This window comes from Desulfuromonas sp. KJ2020, from assembly GCF_024197615.1.
Lineage (GTDB): Bacteria > Desulfobacterota > Desulfuromonadia > Desulfuromonadales > SZUA-540 > SZUA-540.
In genome coordinates, this window is record NZ_JAKUKE010000003.1 from 1,186,523 (window position 1) to 1,205,263 (window position 18,741).

Here is an 18,741-nt window from a genome sequence, read left to right on the forward strand (position 1 = left end):
AACTCGCTTTTTCTCTCCTTTCAAGATATCAGTCCCCCCATGGCTGTCAAACGGCCGGAACCGGACTTTGACAAAAAGCCGGACGGTGGTTAACTCATGAATGGTGGGTGGAGACAACCTTGTTTTTAATAAAGAGGCCCCTATGAAAAAACTAGCTGTTTTAACCAGTGGCGGTGACTGCCAGGGAATGAACGCCGCTATAAGGGCGGTGGTTCGCACGGCTCTTTCGGCAGACCTTAATATCGTTGGTTTTCAAAAGGGCTATTACGGTCTGATCCACGACCTGGCCGAACCACTGACGACTCGCTCAGTCAGCGGTATTCTGCAACGCGGCGGCACATTTTTGCAGAGTGCCCGCTGCCCTGAAATGCATTCGCCCGGCGGTCTTGAAGCGGCGGTGGTCACCTTGCAAAGGCACCAGGTGGAGGGACTGGTCGTCATCGGCGGAGACGGTTCCCTGCGCGGCGCTTTGGCCCTGCATGCTCGGGGCATCCCGGTTATCGGCATCCCCGCCTCCATTGACAACGACATTCCCTTTACCGATATGTCCCTGGGGGTCGACACCGCGCTGAACAATATCATCCACGCCGTCGACTGCCTCAAAGACACCGCTTCGTCCCACGACCGTGCTTTTCTGGTGGAAACCATGGGCAGAAAATGTGGTTATCTGGCGGTGGTGGCCGCCATTGCCTGCGGGGCCGAGCATGCTCTCATTCCGGAGATCCCTTATGATATCGAAGCGATCTGCGCCAATCTCAAGCGGCGCTTTGAGGAGGGGCGGGACAATTCGATCATCATGGTCGCCGAAGGGGTGGGACAGGCCCAGAGCATCGCCGAGCAGATCAAGGACAAGGTCGGCTTTGAAACCCGCATCATGGTCTTGGGGCATTATCAGCGCGGGGGATCGCCCAGCACGTTTGACCGTGTTCTCGCCGCCCGTTTCGGAGCCAGTACAGTCGAAGCGCTGAGGAGAGGGGAATCGGGAAAGATGGTCGGCCTCAGTTGCGGCAAAGTCACTTTTACCGAGCTGGAGAAAGTTCTGACCTCAGGACTGCGGCCGATCGATCAGGTTCTTTTGCAGTTGGCCCAGATCCTCGGTATCTGACCCTCAGCAACCCGCCCGGCCGGCTTCGGTCCGCCGCGCCGCCACCACGGCCTGTCCCAGGGAGATACCGCCATCATTGGGTGGGACGAGGGAATGGAGAAGAACGCGGAACCCGTCCTCCAGCAGAAGAGCCCTCGCCTTTTCCGTCAGATAGCGGTTCTGAAAAACCCCGCCGGTCAAAGCCACGGCCTTCAACCCATATTGATCCCGCAGACTCCGGCAGGCATCCAGAATCAGACGGGCGAGCCCGTTATGAAAACGGAGGCTGATGCGGCTGGTATCCACACCCTGCCAGCTGTCGTCTGCCACGGCCCGAAATACCTTGGCAGGATTGACAATCAGTTCCTCCCCTACTTTCTCGAACACAAAGGGATAGGCCTCCTCGCCCGGGTTTTCCGGGAGCGCCATTTCCAGTTCGAGCGCCGCCTGCCCCTCGTAGCTCACCCGGTAGCGCAGCCCGGCCAAAGCTGCCACCGCATCGAAGAGACGGCCGCAACTCGAGGTCAGCGGCGTATTGAGGCGACGTTCCATCATCTGCAGATAAAACTCTACTTCAGACTGCGGAAGACTCTCCACGAGAGGATGGCTGGGCAACTCTCTGCCAAAAGCATAAAAAAGGGCGCTGAGTCCCATGCGCAGCGGTTCTCGCGTTGCCGCATCTCCCCCCGGCATGGGCAGATAGGCCAGATGCCCGGCACGCCGGAAATCCCGACAATCCCCCAGCAGAAATTCACCACCCCAGACCTGACCATCCTCGCCGTAACCGGCTCCGTCAAAGACAACGCCAATGGCTTCCCCGTCAAAGCAGTTTTCCGCCAGGCAGCTGGCCATATGCGCATGATGATGCTGGACTCCCACCAGCATCTTGTCCTGCAATTGCTGGGCAAAAGCTGTCGACTGATAATCGGGGTGGAGATCATGGGCCACGATATCGGGATCAACCCCGAGAATATGGCGGAAGTGATCGTAGGTCTGCAGGAAAGAGCGAAAAACCTCGGGACTTTGGAGGTCGCCGATATGTTGACTCAGATAGGCCTGCTGGCCACGCGTCAGACACAGAGTGTTTTTGAGCTCGGCCCCCACGGCCAGCACCGGTTCCGTCTGACGGATCAGGCGAAGCGCTCTTGGCACAAACCCACGGGAACGGCGCAGCAAAAGGCCCCGCCCGCCAAGAATGCGGGCGATGGAATCGTCGGTGCGGATGTGGATAGGACGGTTGTGCTCCAGGGTGTAGTCGGCCAAACTACGGAGAGTTCCCTGCGCGTCTTCATCCCGAAAGACAATGGGCTCTTCGCTGAAGTTGGCGCTGGTCATGACGAGGGCGCTGAAAAAGTCCTGAAAAAGCAGATAGTGCAAGGGCGTATAGGGAAGCATGAGACCGAAATAGCGATTATGCGGAGCGACTTGCGGCGAGAGCCCATGTCCGGGCCGCTGCGGCAGCAGGACGATCGGGCGTTCGGTACTCTCCAGCAGCCGCCTGCTTTCCTCGTCCAGCACAGCAAGACGCTGCGCCGTGCTCACGTCGGCCACCATCAGGGCAAAAGGCTTTTCATCGCGGCCTTTGCGGCGCCGCAGTCTCCGCAAAGCCTGCTCATGGCAGGGATCGACCGCCAGATGATAGCCACCAACCCCTTTCACGGCCAGAATACAGCCTTGCGAGAGAAGAGAGACCGCCTCACTTACAGGATCGGTGGTATCCACCACCTGCCCAGAGGCATCCCGCAAGAGGACTTGTGGACCGCAGTCCGGACAGGCGTTGGGCTGCGCATGAAAGCGGCGGGAAGAAGGGTCGTCATATTCGCGCTGACAGGCTGGACACATCGCAAACCCGGCCATGGTTGTGTAGCCGCGGTCGTAGGGGACATCGGTGACGAGGGTGTAGCGGGGTCCACAGTTGGTGCAATTGATGAAGGGATAGCGGTAGCGGCGGTCGGCGGGATCAAAAAGTTCGGTCAGGCAATCGGTACAGACGAAGGTGTCAGGAGAAATTTCGGTGGCGCGATGCCGGTGCCTCTGGCTCTGTAGGATGTCAAAACCCGCCCCACCTTTTACCGCAACCTCCTCGATATGGACCTCTGCCACAGCCGCCAGGGGGGGTGGCTCTTCCCGCAAAACCGAGGCAAAGGTGTCGAGGTGCGTTTTCTCCCCTTCCACCTCGATCACCACGCCATCGGAGTCATTGAGGACCCAACCCGACAGGCCGAATCGCGCGGCCGTCTGGTAAACGAAGGGCCTGAACCCAACACCCTGGACGATTCCTCTGACCTCTATTCTGTGACGCAGCAAGGTGTTCATGGCGGCCTCCGGACTCTTATTTCTACCACTGTCTGAGGCCGGGCGCAACGTGGTCTGGATCGCCACTGGCGAATAAAAAAACCCCGTTCCGGAGGAGGGCTTGGAACGGGGCGCAAAGACCCTGAGGGGGCAGGGTCACAAACGATTTATTTCCTGCTGGTTATTTAGCGACGGCCACCACCCATTGAGGCAACTGATCGACGACAACGCCAAAGACCGGCATGACCAGAACATACGTGATGGCGACGGCCAGGACGATGCCGATGATGTTGAGGCCAAAACCGCTCTTGACCATCTGCGGAATCGTAACATAGCCGGAACCGAAGACAATGGCGTTGGGCGGCGTCGCCACGGGCAGCATAAAGGCGCAGGAAGCGGCGATGGCGGCGGGCACGACCAACAGCAGGGGATTTTGCCCCAGGCCGATGGCCACCGCCGACAGAATGGGCATGACCATGGCGGCCGTGGCCGTGTTGGAGGTCAGTTCCGTCAGGAAGATGATCAGGGTGGCCACGGCGACAACCAGTATGAAAATCGGGGCGTTCTCCAGCAAACTGACCTGGCTGCCGATCCAGTCGGCGAGCTTGGTCACCTTGAAACCGTCGGCCAACGCAAGACCACCGCCGAAAAGAATCAGTACCCCCCAGGGCATTTTGGAAGCCCAATGCCAATCCATGACGAAGGTGTTTTTTTTCATGTTGATGGGGATAAGGAAAAGAAGCAGAGCACCCGTCATGCCGATAGCCGCATCGGTGACCATTTTGGGATCGGGGAAGAGAAACCCAATCTGTTTGCGGAAAATCCAGGCCAGAGCGGTCAGGGTAAAGACCAGCGCCGTCCACCTTTCCCCGCTGTTCATGGGGCCCATCTCCCTGAGCTCGGCATTGATCAGGTCGCGCCCCCCCGGCACCTTTTTCAGTTTCATGGGATTGGCCACCCGGGTCAACCACAGCCAGGTCAGCGGCAGCATGACCACCACCAGGGGTACACCGACCAGGAGCCATTTGGCAAAAGTGATCTCATATCCGTAGGTCTTCTGGAGATATCCGGCCAGCACCGTATTGGGAGGGGTGCCAATCAGGGTGGCAATGCCACCGATAGAGGCGGCGTAGGCAATACCCAGCATCAGATTCAGGCCGAAGGCAAAGTGTTCGGGGGAGAAATCAATGACTTTGTCCAACCCTTCCTTTTTACCCTCTTCCACCACATGGCTGATAATAGCCAGGCCGATAGGCATCATCATGACAGCGGTAGCGGTATTAGAAACAAAGGCCGACAGCACCGCCGTCGCCACCATGAAACCGAAAATCAGCCGACTCGGCGAAAAACCGACCGTCTTGACGATGTTCATGGCGATGCGCCGGTGCAGGTTCCAGCGCTGCATGGCCAGGGCGATGATAAAACCGCCCATGAACAGGAAAATCAGGTGGCTGGCATAGGGAGCGGTCGCTTTACCCGTGGGCATGACCCCGAAAAGCGGAAAAAGGGCGATGGGCAACAGACTGGTCGCCGGGATGGGGATAGATTCACACATCCACCAGCAGGCCATGAGTAGCGCAATGGAGGCCATTTTCTGCGCATCAGGCGTCATCCCGGTCGGTGTGGGGACCACAAGCATAAGAACCATCAGTATGGGACCAAGATATAAACCGATCTTTTGGCGATTCGTGTATTCCCGTGGCTCCCCTTCTTCTACCCCACCGGGGCTCGATTTTATCCGACGGGCATGTTCTGCCGGCGCATCATCGAGCTCTTCGGACAGGTCGGCATCATGCTCGGGGTTGGAGCTGTTGAAGACGAAATTCTTTTTGATGTCCTTGATCAGAGCCTTCGGGTCAAAAAGAACGAGCTTCTTCGTCTCATCATGCATACTCCAGAGACGGTCCATCAGTGCAGAAAACATATAATCTCTCCTTGCAACGGGATAATGACAGCCTGGACAGAGCATCGGCGTCAAGAACGGTTACCTGTAAGCAACCCTAGTGCCAAGGAGTTGGAAATGCACCGGGACCATGTATCACAAGCCGTATACACGACTGTTTTTACACCATTTTTTCATTAAACTTCGACCTCAAATCTAAAATACTGTTATAAATTTATGCCCAATAAAAGTCATAGAGCAAGGCATAATATGGCTTTTTTTAGCCACCATGCGGCTCCAAAAAATTTCAATCCCCATAGAAAGCGCCTCTGGAATGGTTTTTTTTGGCCACACGTCACGATAAAGGCAGCTGACAGCAAACAAACTCGATTTTCCTACAAAAGATCGGTCTTTCAATAAAAAAACCTCCCCCGACACCGGAGGAGGCTGATCAGTCGGCTGAGAGTAAGCACCGAACGGCACAAGTCTAGGGTGAATCATCACCGCCAAGTTCGTATTTTTCCAGCTTGTATCGGAGCGTTCCGCGGGGAACGTTGAGCAGACGAGCGGTTTTGGCCACATTGCCGCCCGTAATCTGAATCGCCCTGGCGATAAGCTCTTTTTCGACCTGCTCGACGATCTGCTCGAACAGAATCCCTTCAGGGGGGATATCAAATTGGAAGCTGGCCTTTTCAACCGGCGCATCCCCCCATATCTCACGAGGCAGAGTTTCCGGGGTCAGAACATCGCCCTGATTCATAATGCAGATGCGCTCAACCACATTACGAAGTTCGCGCACGTTGCCCGGCCAACGATAGCGCAAAAGCAGGTCCAGGGCTTCGCGGGAGATTTCGCGGACGCTCTTTTTAAATTCTCCGCTGAACCGCTTGAAGAAATAGTCGAGTAATGGCGGGATATCTTCACGGCGCTCGCGCAGGGGCGGAACGTGAATGGGAAAAACATTGAGACGGTAATAGAGGTCTTCCCTGAAATTCTTTTCGGCAATAGCCTCTTTCAGATCCCGATTCGTTGCGGCAATCACCCGAACGTCGATATCGATATTGCGTGTGCCCCCCAACCGCCTGATCTTGCGGTCTTCGAGCACACGCAGAAGCTTGACCTGCAGATTGAGGTCCATCTCACCGATTTCATCGAGAAAGACAGTCCCTCCGCTCGACTCTTCAAAAAGGCCGATCTTGCGGGACTTGGCGTCGGTAAAAGCCCCTCTTTCATGACCGAAAAGCTCGGTTTCCAGCAGGTTGAAAGGCAAAGAACCGCAGTTGATCTCGACGAAAGGGCGCTCTTTGCGCGGCGACAGGTTGTGAATACCGCGAGCGACCAACTCCTTGCCGGTGCCGCTTTCACCGGTAATGAGCACCGTAGCCGTTTCATGTTTGGCGACTTCGCGCATCTGACGATAGATCTGCAGCAGTTGAGGACTGGAACCCACCATGTCGGCCGCGCCGAGCGCGTCTTTGCCTTCCCGGCGCAGTTGGCGGACTTCCCGCCGCAGGTGCTGGGCCTCCAGGGCCAGACGCACAATCAGACGGATGGCGTCGGCCTTGAAAGGCTTCTTAATGTAGTCATAAGCCCCGAGCTTGAGCGCTTCAACCGCGCTTTCCACCGTGCCATAACCGGTAATGATAATGACCAGAACCTTGGGGTCGACCTCCTTGATCGCCCGCAGGATGTCGAGCCCGCTCTGACTCCCCAGATTGAGGTCAAGAAAGACGAGATCGACATCTTCCTCTGCTATTTTTTTCAGCGCATCGTCACCGTTGTCGGTCGAAAAAGGGCGATACCCTTCCTCTGACAGAATACGCTCGAGATTCTCGCGGATAAACGCCTCGTCATCCACGATCAGAATTTTTTCCATAAACTGACTCCGGGTCATTACGTTCAGGTCGCTTGACACTGGCCGAAAAACGCCAGTAAGAGGACATACTAGGCTTGCATGGCGGGAAAGGCAAGATCAAAAATGGTGGATTTTAGCCACCCGAGACGGGCAGATTCTTGACGCAGACAGGCTCAATTATCGTGCCCTGCACGCTCCTCGGGATGAAGAGGCAGCCAGATTGTGAAGGTGCTTCCGGCACCGGGATGGCTTTCCACCTCGATGCGTCCACCGTGGTCGGACACGATATTGTGGGTGATGGAGAGTCCCAGACCGGTACCGCCTCCCTTATTGGTGTAGAAAGGCTCAAAAATGAGGGGGATAAGGTCAGGGGCGATACCCTGCCCCGTATCGACGAACGAAATGGTGACCTGTTCCTCGCCAAAGCCGACCAGCACCCGAAGGATTCCTCCCTGTGGCATGGCCTGAATGGCATTGGTAACGAGGTTGAGAAAGGCCTGCTTCATTTTGGGGAAATCGAGAGGAACAAGGGGACGGTTCGTCGCGATCTCTTCTTGCAGCACGATGTCGGCCTTCTGCAGTTGCTTCTGACAGAGGAAAAGCGTCTCGCGGAGGACATCCGCAACATCGATCCGCGTCAATGACGGTTGGGAAGGAACGGAAAAATTCAGCAGTTCATTCACCAGGCCTTCCAGTCGCTCCATTTCTTCCAGGGCCCGACGAATAAGATTCTGGTCCTCGGGGAACCGCAGCAACCGGTCGTGCAGTTCATCGAGCAGTAGGCTGACCCCCGTCAGGGGATTTCGAATCTCATGGGCGATGCCCGCAGACAGGCGGCCGAGGGAAGCGAGGCGCTCCATGCGCTCCATGCGCCGGCGCATATTGGTTCGCTCCGTCAGGTCCTCAACGGTGACAATGCGCCCTTTTTCGCCGCTGAACGCCACAGGAAGCAGGGCGATGCGAAAGGTCTGGTGCTTGCCTTCCCGCTCGAGATAGAAATATCGGCTCCAAAAACCGCTCAGGCTTTCCGCCAGCGGTTTGGCCAGAGCCTCCCAGATTTCCGGCCAAGCCTCCAGGGATTGCTCAAGGGGGATCGGGCTCGGCGTCCGCTCGAGATTCAAGATACGCAGAACCGGGCTATTGGCCGAAGTCACCCGGCCTTCAGGATCCAGAGTAAGAATGCCTGTTTCAATATTCTCGACAATGGTCTCCTTGAAATTTCTCTCCCGCAAAATTTCATAGCGGGAGCTCCGCAGGTCGGCCAGGGTCTTGACGAGCTTTTCATGACGGCGGCGTAATTCATTCGCCATCGTATTGAAAGATTCAGCCAACTCGCCGACCTCGTCGTGGCTTTGGACGGTCACCCTGGCATCGAGATTGCCCCTGGCCATCTCCTTCGTCCCCTCGGTCAGTTGAAGCAGGGGGCGTCCTATACTGCGGGAAAGCAGATAAGCGGCCAGCACGACCACTAAGCCGGTCACGGTGATCAGCAGACCGGAATGCCTGGTAAAACGACTGATTTCCCGACGGATCGACGCCGAGGCCATCAGAGCCGGACGGTGGAAATTGGCTAGCTCGGCGCCAATGGTTACCCCCCCAAAGACCCCTTTGTCCGCGTAAACGCCCCGGTCGTAAAAAATGGGGGCATAGGCCATGATCTTCTGGGACCCGCCGACATTGGTGACATCGACCACCCCCGATCGCCCGGAAAAAACCTCGGCAGCCGCCACGGGATAGTTGGGATGAACAAACCCGGCAAAAAGCAGATTGTAGGGGATAACGCCCTTTTCAACCGCTTCGGGAGACGATTCAACGGTGTAGGGCGGCACCAGCCGTCCCCGATTGTCCAGGCCACGAATGTCCCAGTATTTGGGATGGGTGATCATCCAGCCTTCATCATCGAACATAAAGGCGTAGTTGCCGCTGTCGTAGGATGGAAAAACGACATAGTGCTCTTCGGTAGGGATAATGTGCTGGGTGAACTCCATGAGATGCCGATGGTCGAGGGAAAGAACCACCACCCCCAGCAGGTCGCCGTTTTCCTTTCTGAGAGGTGTCGAAAATCGGATCACGCCCTGGTAGGACCGTCCCTCAACGGCGGATTCCGGGGTCGGTTGGCCCTGAAGCTGGTCCTCTTTATTCACATGCCAACCCGTCAATCGAGACACGTAGACCTGTCCGACGGGCAAGTGTCGCGCTTCGCTGAAATAGGTCTCCGAGAGGTAGGTCGTGTTTTCAGGACGAGAGACATCCCGCAGGATGGGTGAGACTTCTCCAGCGGCAATACGGAGCGTTTCCCGTCCCTGGGCGTCGATAAAAGCCAGTTCCGAATAAAGAGGAACGATCTCCCGCTTTTCCACCGGGTTTGCGTTGGTTCCGCTGCGATACCAGATTTGCCGGCGGTGACGACTGTAAAAATCCAGATAAGAGGTTGCAGAAACAGGCAGAGCAGCTAGATCGAAAAGGTCGGCTTCTGCTGTTCGCAGAAAAGCACTGACCTCCGAGGCCACCATTTGAGCGCGCAGAACCAGGGCCTTGGCAGCCTGGTCATCCAGAGCGGTGGAAGCATTATCGACCAGAATCGATTCGACCTTCCGTATGCTCTGATTCGAGTTGACCGCCAGGAAAACAAGGGGAGCCAGAGAGATGACCCAGAAAGCCATCAGGAGTTTCTTGTGCAGATTGAGGCGTGGCATGGCGGGAGTATAGCAGGGAAAAGGACAAGGCTAAACGAAAAACAAACAGCCCCCAAAACCGGGGAACGGCAGGATATCAGTTATCTTTGCGAAACTGTCGCAGGATATCGCGGGAGGTGACTGCAAGAGGCAACAGATGCTGGTGTTTTAACAGGACTTCGTCCAGAGTGATCCCGTCACTGATGATGACGTCGCGGGGAGTAAAAAAGGTTTTGGCGAGATGACTGCCATCGGGTCGGCTGTAGACAAAAACATCGTAATCGTGACCGCTGAAATGAACACGACAGCTATGGACAAGCACTTCCTCACTCATGACCGCCTCGCTTATGCAGAGTAGTTTTTCGGGATGTCCCGACTGGCTACCGGGGAAAGAGCAAGTTCCGAGCCAACCATCTCCGGTCAGCTATTCGCAATATTTTCGACATGTTACGAATGGCTGCGCAAAAAAAATCACCCTCTGGCTGAAAGCCGGAGGGTGATTTTGCGAGGTGCGTACGGTTAAATCACAGGCAAATGCCCAGCTATTTTCGGCGGCTCACAACATATTCGGCCAACTCGCAAAGAGCCTCCTTGGCCATGTCCTGGGAAAAAATATCCAGATAGCCTATGGCGTGGGCAACCAGAGAAGCGGCCCGTTCCCGGGTATATTCCAGGCCTCCGGTGCGCTCAATGAGCTCCACCACGAAGTCCAGATCACCCGTTTCCAGCTCATCCTTTTCTATAACTTCCTCAACCTTGGCTCTTTCCTCGGCAGAACAACGACTGACGGCATAGATAAGGGGCAGGGTCATTTTCCCTTCAGCCAGATCATGTCCCTTGGCTTTGCCGAACTCCGATTCGTCGGCGACATAATCGAGGATATCGTCCATGAACTGAAAGGCGACTCCCAAGTCGAGACCGAATTCACTGAGGGCTCGCTGTTGCATCTCATCACATCCCCCCAGAATTCCACCACATTGACAGGCGGCGGCAATAAGAACCGCCGTTTTGTCCCGCACCACCTTCATGTAGTTTTTTTCGGAAAGATTGATGTCACAGGTATTGATCAGCTGCTGGACTTCCCCTTCGGCGATCGTCGTAGTGGCATCGGCCAGAACACGAAGAATATCGAGACTCCCGTAGCGAACCATGAGAGAAAAGGATTTGGCGAAAAGGAAATCACCGACCAGAACCGACGCTTCATTACCCCATACCGAGTTGGCGGAGGCCGCTCCTCGCCGCAGGACAGCGCTGTCCACAACATCATCGTGGAGCAGCGTGGCGGTGTGAATGAATTCGATCACCGCGGCCAGACCTATGTGCCGGTCTCCCTGGTAACCGGCCAGCCGGGCACTGAGCAGCAACAGCAGCGGACGGATCCGTTTGCCACCGCTGGCCAGAACATATTCGCCGACCTTGCGAATCAGCAGGACGTCCGATTCGAGATACTCGCCAAATTGGGCTTCGACACGACCCAGATCGTCGTGAAGAAGGTTCAGTGCCTTTTCCATAAGACGGCCTTATTCTCCCTTGAAAAAATTCTCACTATCCTAAAGAAACCGTCGCGAGAATGTCAAACATTTTTCAAGAGTTGGGCAATATCAGGCTCTCCGGAAAACAGGACCTTCGGCCGGCACCAGCTGCCGCGACTTCCGTGGGACGCCTCAAGATGTCCAAGCTCCAAAACGCCAGGATCTCGTCTGGACATTTGATTTTTCAGCCGGACAGATCACAATGTAGAGAGATAAAGAGCAGGAAGCTTGCACCTGCCCCTCGCAAAGGACCACCATGCAGTCAGCCCCGGAAGACAAAGGACGGCCAGGACGCATCATGATGCTGGCCACCATTTTTCTGATTTGCCTGGTACTTATCCTGAACCAGATCGCCACTCGGACCCTGACCACGCCCTCGCGAGAAGATCAACAGGCCGGCATGGCAGATTCCATTGAAGAACGTTTTGGCGCAGGGCTGTCCTGGCAAATGGGTATGGCTGTATCCGGTAAGGATTTCCAGGTCTCCCTGAAAGATGAGGAGGGACACCCTGTCAGGAAAGGAACAGTTCAGCTCGTAATCCTTAACGATGAGAAAGAAAAAGTTTTAGAGTACCAACTGGAAGAAACAGAACCCGGCCTTTACGCCAGTCCGATGCCAGACCTGAAACACGGGCGTTTTCAGGCGCACATTGAAGCCGTTTCCACTCAGGGTCGAATGTTGAGGAGATTTATGATTCAGTTTTGAGAGGTCACTTACCCGAAGAAGGAATCCCTTCGGCGCGGACCGGAACGAACTTCTTGGCTTTTTCCTCCCAGCGATAACCGCCAGCATCCCAGATGGTGTCCACAATTTCCCAGTCAAGATGAACACCGGTCATCTCTTCAACCATGTCATAGGCCCTCAGAATCTCGCTGTCATCGATAATCTGGTCACCATTGAGATCGGCCCACTGAAAAGGATCGATTTCGACTGAAGTTTGCCCCTGTATGGAGGTAGGGGTCTGACGGTTATCGGAATTGGCGACGATATCACCGCTGAAACCAGCGGATGTCCCCAAAGGTTCCGCACTGGCAACCCTGACCAAGTAGACGAGATGCTTGCGGCTGTCTCCCGTACGGACGATCCACCGGGCTGTCCCCTTTTCATTATCGAGACTAGAGGCCGGCGGGCTGGCCTCAATGAGTTTCCATCCGGGCGGGAAATGTTCGCGCAGAATAAATCCCTTCATGGACTCTTCCGTCTCCAGGTGTATCTGCACGGGGATAATACTGCCAGGGGCGGCATAGGCTGGCAAAATCCGTTCAGCATGGACTGCGGGCACGGCCATCTCCCGTCCTTTCAAAAGCAGGACTGCGGCTATCGTCACAGCGATTAAAAAGACCAGTCCCAGCAGCCACTTGCGAGAGGACAGAGGTTTCTGGGAGGGTTCTTCACCCGCCTCCGTATTCTCGTCTTCGCTCTTGATCAGGTCCTCGACGGGAACCTCAAGAGCCTCGGCGAGGCGCAGAACATTTTCTTTCTTGATAGACGGGTAGCGGTTATTTTCCCAACGGGAAATTGTATCTGTGGTGACACCAACCACCTTTGCCACATAAAGCTGGGTCAGCTTCTGACTTTCGCGGATAGCTCGAATCCGGTCGCCATCCAAACAGACCATGGAGGGTAACTGCTCGCTCATACATACCTCGGTCACAAAGTGATTAAAAACCTTACCAGACCCGGTTAAAAAGAGCAAACAACATTTAAAAATCGGCTTTTAATCTCAAAAAACAGCACGACATGCGTTCCCATAAGTATTTGTATTTATTTTTTATTATATCGACATCGGGTGACATTCCACTCGATGTCGGATGCATTTCACAAAACACCGTGTATACATTAGCCTTAACCAAGGCGGAATCTTCCGCCCAAATTTTTTCAGGAGGCTGAGAAACATGAAACGTTTGGTAGCTACTCTGCTGGTCGTTGCTTTCCTGGCTGTTGGCTCCCTGGCTGTTGCCAGCGACACCATCACCCTCGACAGCAAAAAAGGTAATGTTACTTTCAACCACAAAGTTCATGGTGACTCTCTGGGCTGCGCCGCCTGCCATGAGGGTGAGCCCGGCAAGCTTGAGCTTGACATGAAGACCGGTCACGCTCTCTGCAAAGACTGCCACACCCAGAAAGGTGCTGGCCCCACCAAGTGCAACGACTGCCACAAGAAATAAACTGGGCTGAAAATTTTGCACAAATTAAGGAGCCGTCCCGGGCCAGACGCCGGGACGGCTCTTTTTTCATGCATCAATCCTGACGAAGTTCATCTTTCGAGGTTATATGCTCAAAGCCATTCTATGGGATAACGACGGCGTCCTGGTCGATACCGAGCATCTGTACTTCCAGGCAACGGCACATATTCTGGCGGAAAGTCAGGTAACACTCTCCGAGGAAGACTTCATCCGCATTTCACTCACCCAAGGGCAAAGCGCTCTTGCTCTGGCGGTCAAAGATGGAAACGGAGAGAGAGAACTGGAGATATTGAGAAGAAGGCGAGACGCTCTTTACACCTCTCTCCTGGCGGGTGGTCTGACGGCTATGGAGGGTGTGCATGAGACGCTCCAAAAACTGAAAGACGCCTTTCGCATGGTGGTCGTGACAGGATGCCGTCAGCCTCACTTTCAGATTATTCACCGGCAGACGGGATTACTTCCCTTTTTCGAATTCACCCTGGTCCGGGAGGACTACCATCACCCCAAACCCCATCCCGAAGCCTACCTGAAAGCCCTGGCACTCATGGGACTTAAGGCGGATGAATGCCTCGTTGTCGAAGATTCGCCGCGGGGGCTTCTCGCTGCCACTCGCGCGGGATTACGCTGCTGTGTCATCCCCAACCGCCTGACCTCAGGAGGTGACTTCAGCCGAGCCCTCAAAGTCCTTGGTCACATCCGTGAGCTCCCCGCGCTGCTGACCGAACTTTCTTCATGCTAAAAATTCCAAAAGATAAAAACACCGACGCCTGAATCCGGACTGGCCGTAGCCAGCCCCTTCATGACATAGGCACCTATGGCCGAAGTCTCTCCGGTGCGATAATGCAATTGGACTTTTCCTTCAAGAAGATTCCCGACACCTTCTGCAGGCTCTGTGGCCCCCCAGAGAGAAAGACCAGGACGCAGGCGATCCGTCAGCGCGTATCCCAAACCAACTTCATAACTCCAATAATTTTTCAGGCCCAAGTCCGACCGATCTTCCTGCCAGGTATAAGCCCCCTTTCCCAATAAAGAAAATGGCCCCGTCCATTTGAATAGTTCAAGACCACCTTCGACACCGTAACCACCAGTACCAAGCCCCTTGTCCTCGTCACCCGTTGGCAACTGGCCTTCAGCGTAAGCTCTGACCTGAGGTGAAACCTGCCCCTCAAAGAGCCAAATATACCCCAGGGTCAAAGTCATATCGCCTAACCCCGATTGTGAATCTCTCACGTCTATTGTTGTCGTGGTGGTCGTTGGATCCATCCCGCTGGTTCCGTCACCGCCAGTACCACCTACCCCGTCACCATTGGCCAGAGGACTGACCTGAGGCGATCCCGCCATACGGGAGCCGTAGTGAATACTTCCCGACGTGGTCACATAAGAATTATTCTGGTAGATATAGGGCGCTGAAATCTGGACATCCCAGCGATCACCCAGATAGGCCCCTAAAAGCAGGGTATAGACAGTGGAATCGGTGGTCGTATCCGACCCGTAATCGCCACTGGTGAAATCAAAATCCAGTTCCAGATAGAGGTTTTTCCCTGCGCTTTTTTCCGAGGCCCAAGAACTGGGAGAGCAGGCGAAGATGAGGAGAAAGGACAGCAGGATAAAGCGGGATGGCTGCCTGAAAATCCGCATAAGGTATCACTCCTGGGCAGGTTATGGTGGCGTCCAGACGGACAGGCGAAGATGCACCCGGAAGTATACTCCTTTATGGGTAAAAAAAAAATTATTTCCCCAAGGGAGAACCGTGCAAACGGCCCCTGGCAGTTCCACAACAGGTTAATTTACCGTTGATTTTTTGTTTTATCCAGGTATGATTGACCAATGCTGCCCTGGCGTTGAGACGACGTCAGGGTTTTACCCCGTGATTCCCCTCCTTCACGGGGTTTTTTTGTTCCCGCGCTCAGGCTAAAATCGACCGTACTGCGGCGCCGCCCAATCAACCCGGCTCGCTAAAGCTTCGGATGAGCCGGTGCCGATTCCATGACCTGGTCGGCGTAAGCCTCATAAGACTTTTTCAACAATCCAGCTTGGCTGTACACGTTACGGGCATTCCAGAGCATCCAGCCGCTGCTGCCGAAATCGTCGGATGCCTCAATCTGCGCCCGGATTTCATGTTCTCCGAAAGAGCGGCGATCAAAGGCATAATCCCTGAACGCCTGGAGCCAGGGACGAAAGCGCGCGCCGGGAAGTCCTGTCCTTTGCTGCGCCCTGTTGAGGGACAAGGAGATGATTTCATAAGGGTGTTTGACGGGATTGCGATACATGCCTACCCCATGACCAAACCCGGAGGGATATAACATGGGGGAGATATAGTCGAGATGGACGGATAAATCTTCGAGTCGCTGGCCGATTTCAACGTCTTTTTCGCTCCAGCAGACATACCCGAAGATATCGGCCGATAGAAAAACCGGATAGCGTTCCAGACGCTGGCGCGCCGTGGCGAGAAAGCCGGAAATGGCACCAACCCGGTTTTCCTCCTGGTTTTCCCTGGCGAATCGCAGGCCACGTCTGTCTGGGAACCGTACGTAATCAAACTGAATTTCGTCAAAGCCCATCCGGGCCGCCTGTTCAGCCAGGGAGATATTATATTCCCAGACCTCGCGAAAAAAAGGGTCCACCCAGGCCATGCCCTCGCCATCCCGCCAAATGTCTCCTCCTTCAGTGCGAATCGCCAGGTCAGGCCGGGCTTTGGCCAGTAAATCATCTTTGAATACCACGATACGGGCAATGGTATAGACATCTTTAGCTTTCAGTGACGCCAACAAACGCTTGCCATCCTTAACGGTCAGAATTTTCTGAGCACCAATTTCAGAGGCCATGGGATGATCCACCTTGAAGGCGACTTGTCCGCGATCCCCTTTGAGGTCAATCACCAGCGCGTTAAGTTCTGTATTTTCGATCATTTGCAAAGCGGGATTCCGCAGGATAGGCTCAGCGATACCGTAATGGGAGAGATACAGGGCCTTGGCCGAAAAAGGCTCCATAAGGATGTCATGCCCTTGGTCAGCGGTGAAGGAACGAACCCGATAGCCGGGAGCCCTGGCCTGAAATCCTTCCGACGAAGCGGCGATAACGAAATGTCCGTTGGCATCGGTGCGCACCAGACGCGGGCCACTGCTGACCACGGCATTTTCGATCGGCTTGCCGGTCACACTGTCGTAAAGATGACCGCAGGTCAAAGATTCGGCAGCAGCACCCCAGGCCTGCCCCACCAACACCAGAATAACGATAAACCGCAGCAAGACAGGCATAGCACACCCTTTTCCAGATAGAATCCCGACCATCACCGCGCCAACGGCCGTACCAGGCAAGGCGCGCACGGAGTCCATCTTCACACTTTATGCCAAGGCGAAGCGCCAGGGGCCCAAGGCGCCAAACGCAGGGGCTTACCCAGCGCTATGCCAAGAGCAGCAGAAAGGGACGCGGTTGATTTTGCGCGATTTTCCGCAGAGGCAGGTCAAATTTTGTCAAGGACGGGTCGATAGAGAAAAAGGCCGGGAAAAGCCCCGGCCACAGGAAAAGCAGGTCGACGGCAAAGTTCAGCCTTTAAGAACTTTAAGAAGGTGGGGAACCAGCTGCTTTTTGCGAGAAAGAACCCCTTTGAGTTCAAAGAGATTTTCCTCTACCTGGGGATAACCGATCACGTAGGGCAGTTCTTTACCCCCCTGAGCCAGCAGAAGGCTGGTCTCCTGAACGATATCGGTAACAAGCAAGCCGACGGTGTCGAGCTTGCGTTCTTTTTTCAGCGCAGCCAACTCTTTGGTGATCTGTTCTTTCAAGGAGTGGAATTCGTGGAAACTGACAACCTCCACCTGGCCGAGGCCAAAAACACGTTCATCGGCCTTGTATTCCTTGAAATCGGCAAGGATCAGATGTCTGACGGAAGGATGAGCCGCCAGCGCACTGCCGGCGCTGAAAATGCGACGTCCGAACTCATAAGGATCGAGACCGGCAAGTTGGCCAAGCCAGGTGGCAATTTCCCGGTCGGTGTCGGTGGTCGTAGGGGATTTGAGTATGACCGTATCGGAAAGCAGACCGGCCAGCATCAGACCGGCAATAGCCCTTTCCGGCTCTCTCCCCGCCTGCCGATAAAGGGTAGCCACCAGGGAACAGGTGCTGCCCAGCGGCTGATTAATAAAACGGATCGGATGATCGGTATGAAAATTCCCCAGGCGATGGTGATCGATGACCTCCATAATTTCGACCTTGTCGGCCCCGGCCACAGCCTGGGACAGTTCATTGTGGTCCACCAGGATGAGCTTGGCCTGGGATGGGGACAGCAGATTGCTTTTGGTGGCCACCGCCGCCACCCTGCCCTCGCCATCAAGAACCACGACGCCAGGGTCTTTGGAGTGCAACAGCTTCAGGCGCAAATCATCCAGACGATCCTGCAGGCCGACACTTTGGTGATCGGACGTCACCAGTTCACGGACGGGAGTGGACAGCCGGGTCAGCCAGGCACTGGTCGCCGTATCAAAGGGCGTTGAGAGAATCGTGACCCCTTTTTCCCGGGCCAGCTTGAGCATATCCGGCGACACCGGCAGACTGGCGGTGACAATGAGGAGGCGCACCCCCATTTCGACCGCCTGTCTCTGAATATTCTCGCGGTCTCCCGTCACCAGAACCATGTCGCGCGGGTTGCATCCCTTAACACGCTCCCGGAAGGTGGCAGAGGCCATAGCGCCGACATAGAGGTTGAGTTCCTCCACTTTGTCACCAGCCCCCTCGGCCTGACAGAGAATGCTGGCCTTGAGACACTGGCGAATGGAGTCTACCGAGGCAATAACCCGACGGATCTCGCTCTCCTGCCGCGGGATCAGAAACCGCTCGGACACTTTTTTCAAAAACAGCAGTCCCAGCGGCTGCCGATCGTCGTCGATCACCGGCAACAGGCGGATGTTATGCAGGTGAAAGAGTTCCAGGGCCCGTGACAGGGGCGCATTACCCGAAATGGTGACCACGTGTTCACCGACCACATCCTTGACCCTGGGATAGACATCCATGAGGAGTTGAGGCCTGGGTAGCGCCAGTTCATCCAGCACGAATTCGGTTTGACGGTTCAAGTCACCGGCCCTCGCCGCCTGCACCTGCGGCACCCCCTGCAGCTGTTTGAGACGGGCATAGGCCATGGCGCTGCAGACGGAGTCGGTATCCGGATTTTTATGCCCTATCACATAAACGGTTTCTTTACTCATGCCATGAATTTCCTTCCAAACTGGACACTC

Annotated in this window: 15 protein-coding genes; 4 read left to right on the forward strand and 11 right to left on the reverse strand. The window is 55.3% G+C overall.

The window, feature by feature from the left end; translation table 11 throughout:
• The first annotated feature begins 142 nt into the window (after positions 1 to 142).
• Positions 143 to 1,105 carry a 6-phosphofructokinase gene (gene pfkA, locus MJO47_RS13930; RefSeq protein WP_253961719.1) on the forward strand — a complete coding sequence of 321 codons (963 nt, stop codon included), beginning with the start codon at positions 143 to 145 and terminating at the stop codon, positions 1,103 to 1,105.
• Positions 1,106 to 1,108: 3 nt separating this feature from the next.
• On the opposite strand, the gene hypF is transcribed toward pfkA, so the two are convergent.
• From hypF to MJO47_RS13965, 7 genes are all read right to left on the reverse strand, one after another.
• Complete coding sequence (gene hypF, locus MJO47_RS13935; protein WP_253961720.1) at positions 1,109 to 3,400, reverse strand: carbamoyltransferase HypF; 2,292 nt, start codon at positions 3,398 to 3,400, stop codon at positions 1,109 to 1,111.
• A 160-nt stretch (positions 3,401 to 3,560) separates the two neighbouring features.
• Positions 3,561 to 5,303: a DASS family sodium-coupled anion symporter gene (locus MJO47_RS13940; protein ID WP_253961721.1), complete on the reverse strand. Its 1,743-nt coding sequence runs from the start codon at positions 5,301 to 5,303 to the stop codon at positions 3,561 to 3,563.
• A 174-nt stretch (positions 5,304 to 5,477) separates the two neighbouring features.
• Complete coding sequence (locus MJO47_RS13945) at positions 5,478 to 5,771, reverse strand: hypothetical protein (protein WP_253961722.1); 294 nt, start codon at positions 5,769 to 5,771, stop codon at positions 5,478 to 5,480.
• Positions 5,749 to 7,137, reverse strand: a complete 1,389-nt coding sequence (locus MJO47_RS13950; protein WP_253961723.1) for a sigma-54 dependent transcriptional regulator — start codon at positions 7,135 to 7,137, stop codon at positions 5,749 to 5,751. The genes MJO47_RS13945 and MJO47_RS13950 overlap by 23 nt, the downstream gene beginning before the upstream one ends.
• A gap of 152 nt (positions 7,138 to 7,289) precedes the next feature.
• Positions 7,290 to 9,779 (reverse strand): PAS domain-containing sensor histidine kinase, encoded by a 2,490-nt coding sequence (locus MJO47_RS13955; RefSeq protein ID WP_253961724.1) that lies wholly within the window; start codon positions 9,777 to 9,779, stop codon positions 7,290 to 7,292.
• Positions 9,780 to 9,888: 109 nt separating this feature from the next.
• On the reverse strand, positions 9,889 to 10,125 hold the full coding sequence (locus tag MJO47_RS13960; protein ID WP_253961725.1) for a hypothetical protein: 237 nt from the start codon (positions 10,123 to 10,125) through the stop codon (positions 9,889 to 9,891).
• A gap of 208 nt (positions 10,126 to 10,333) precedes the next feature.
• Positions 10,334 to 11,302, reverse strand: a complete 969-nt coding sequence (locus tag MJO47_RS13965) for a polyprenyl synthetase family protein (RefSeq protein ID WP_253961726.1) — start codon at positions 11,300 to 11,302, stop codon at positions 10,334 to 10,336.
• Positions 11,303 to 11,621: 319 nt separating this feature from the next.
• Between MJO47_RS13965 and MJO47_RS13970 the strand changes: the two genes are divergently transcribed.
• Positions 11,622 to 12,029 (forward strand): FixH family protein, encoded by a 408-nt coding sequence (locus MJO47_RS13970; protein WP_253961727.1) that lies wholly within the window; start codon positions 11,622 to 11,624, stop codon positions 12,027 to 12,029.
• Between the two features lie 4 nt (positions 12,030 to 12,033).
• On the opposite strand, the gene MJO47_RS13975 is transcribed toward MJO47_RS13970, so the two are convergent.
• Complete coding sequence (locus MJO47_RS13975; RefSeq protein ID WP_253961728.1) at positions 12,034 to 12,963, reverse strand: helix-turn-helix domain-containing protein; 930 nt, start codon at positions 12,961 to 12,963, stop codon at positions 12,034 to 12,036.
• Positions 12,964 to 13,219: 256 nt separating this feature from the next.
• On the opposite strand from MJO47_RS13975, the gene MJO47_RS13980 reads away from it, so the two are divergent.
• Entirely contained in the window at positions 13,220 to 13,492 is a 273-nt protein-coding gene (locus MJO47_RS13980; RefSeq protein WP_155875715.1) for a cytochrome c3 family protein, read from the forward strand.
• A gap of 106 nt (positions 13,493 to 13,598) precedes the next feature.
• Positions 13,599 to 14,249: an HAD family phosphatase gene (locus MJO47_RS13985; RefSeq protein WP_253961729.1), complete on the forward strand. Its 651-nt coding sequence runs from the start codon at positions 13,599 to 13,601 to the stop codon at positions 14,247 to 14,249.
• Here MJO47_RS13985 and MJO47_RS13990 read toward each other — a convergent pair.
• The 3 genes from MJO47_RS13990 to MJO47_RS14000 form a co-directional block, all read right to left on the reverse strand.
• Positions 14,246 to 15,148, reverse strand: coding sequence for a transporter (locus tag MJO47_RS13990; protein WP_253961730.1), 903 nt, complete (start codon positions 15,146 to 15,148; stop codon positions 14,246 to 14,248). The genes MJO47_RS13985 and MJO47_RS13990 overlap by 4 nt on opposite strands.
• A 317-nt stretch (positions 15,149 to 15,465) precedes the next feature.
• Positions 15,466 to 16,767: a putative glycoside hydrolase gene (locus MJO47_RS13995; RefSeq protein WP_253961731.1), complete on the reverse strand. Its 1,302-nt coding sequence runs from the start codon at positions 16,765 to 16,767 to the stop codon at positions 15,466 to 15,468.
• Positions 16,768 to 17,055: 288 nt separating this feature from the next.
• Positions 17,056 to 18,711 carry a putative manganese-dependent inorganic diphosphatase gene (locus MJO47_RS14000; protein WP_253961732.1) on the reverse strand — a complete coding sequence of 552 codons (1,656 nt, stop codon included), beginning with the start codon at positions 18,709 to 18,711 and terminating at the stop codon, positions 17,056 to 17,058.
• Positions 18,712 to 18,741: the final 30 nt, after the last annotated feature.

Bases quoted from the DNA above. Each gene is read 5' to 3' on its own strand.
- pfkA (WP_253961719.1), top strand. From the start codon at position 143: ATGAAAAAACTAGCTGTTTTAACCAGTGGCGGTGACTGCCAGGGAATG.
- MJO47_RS13980 (WP_155875715.1), top strand. From the start codon at position 13,220: ATGAAACGTTTGGTAGCTACTCTGCTGGTCGTTGCTTTCCTGGCTGTT.
- MJO47_RS13950 (WP_253961723.1), bottom strand. From the start codon at position 7,137: ATGGAAAAAATTCTGATCGTGGATGACGAGGCGTTTATCCGCGAGAAT.
- MJO47_RS13985 (WP_253961729.1), top strand. From the start codon at position 13,599: ATGCTCAAAGCCATTCTATGGGATAACGACGGCGTCCTGGTCGATACC.
- MJO47_RS13955 (WP_253961724.1), bottom strand. From the start codon at position 9,779: ATGGCTTTCTGGGTCATCTCTCTGGCTCCCCTTGTTTTCCTGGCGGTC.
- MJO47_RS13960 (WP_253961725.1), bottom strand. From the start codon at position 10,125: ATGAGTGAGGAAGTGCTTGTCCATAGCTGTCGTGTTCATTTCAGCGGT.
- MJO47_RS13975 (WP_253961728.1), bottom strand. From the start codon at position 12,963: ATGAGCGAGCAGTTACCCTCCATGGTCTGTTTGGATGGCGACCGGATT.
- MJO47_RS14000 (WP_253961732.1), bottom strand. From the start codon at position 18,711: ATGAGTAAAGAAACCGTTTATGTGATAGGGCATAAAAATCCGGATACC.
- hypF (WP_253961720.1), bottom strand. From the start codon at position 3,400: ATGAACACCTTGCTGCGTCACAGAATAGAGGTCAGAGGAATCGTCCAG.
- MJO47_RS13990 (WP_253961730.1), bottom strand. From the start codon at position 15,148: ATGCGGATTTTCAGGCAGCCATCCCGCTTTATCCTGCTGTCCTTTCTC.
- MJO47_RS13970 (WP_253961727.1), top strand. From the start codon at position 11,622: ATGATGCTGGCCACCATTTTTCTGATTTGCCTGGTACTTATCCTGAAC.
- MJO47_RS13940 (WP_253961721.1), bottom strand. From the start codon at position 5,303: ATGTTTTCTGCACTGATGGACCGTCTCTGGAGTATGCATGATGAGACG.
- MJO47_RS13965 (WP_253961726.1), bottom strand. From the start codon at position 11,302: ATGGAAAAGGCACTGAACCTTCTTCACGACGATCTGGGTCGTGTCGAA.
- MJO47_RS13995 (WP_253961731.1), bottom strand. From the start codon at position 16,767: ATGCCTGTCTTGCTGCGGTTTATCGTTATTCTGGTGTTGGTGGGGCAG.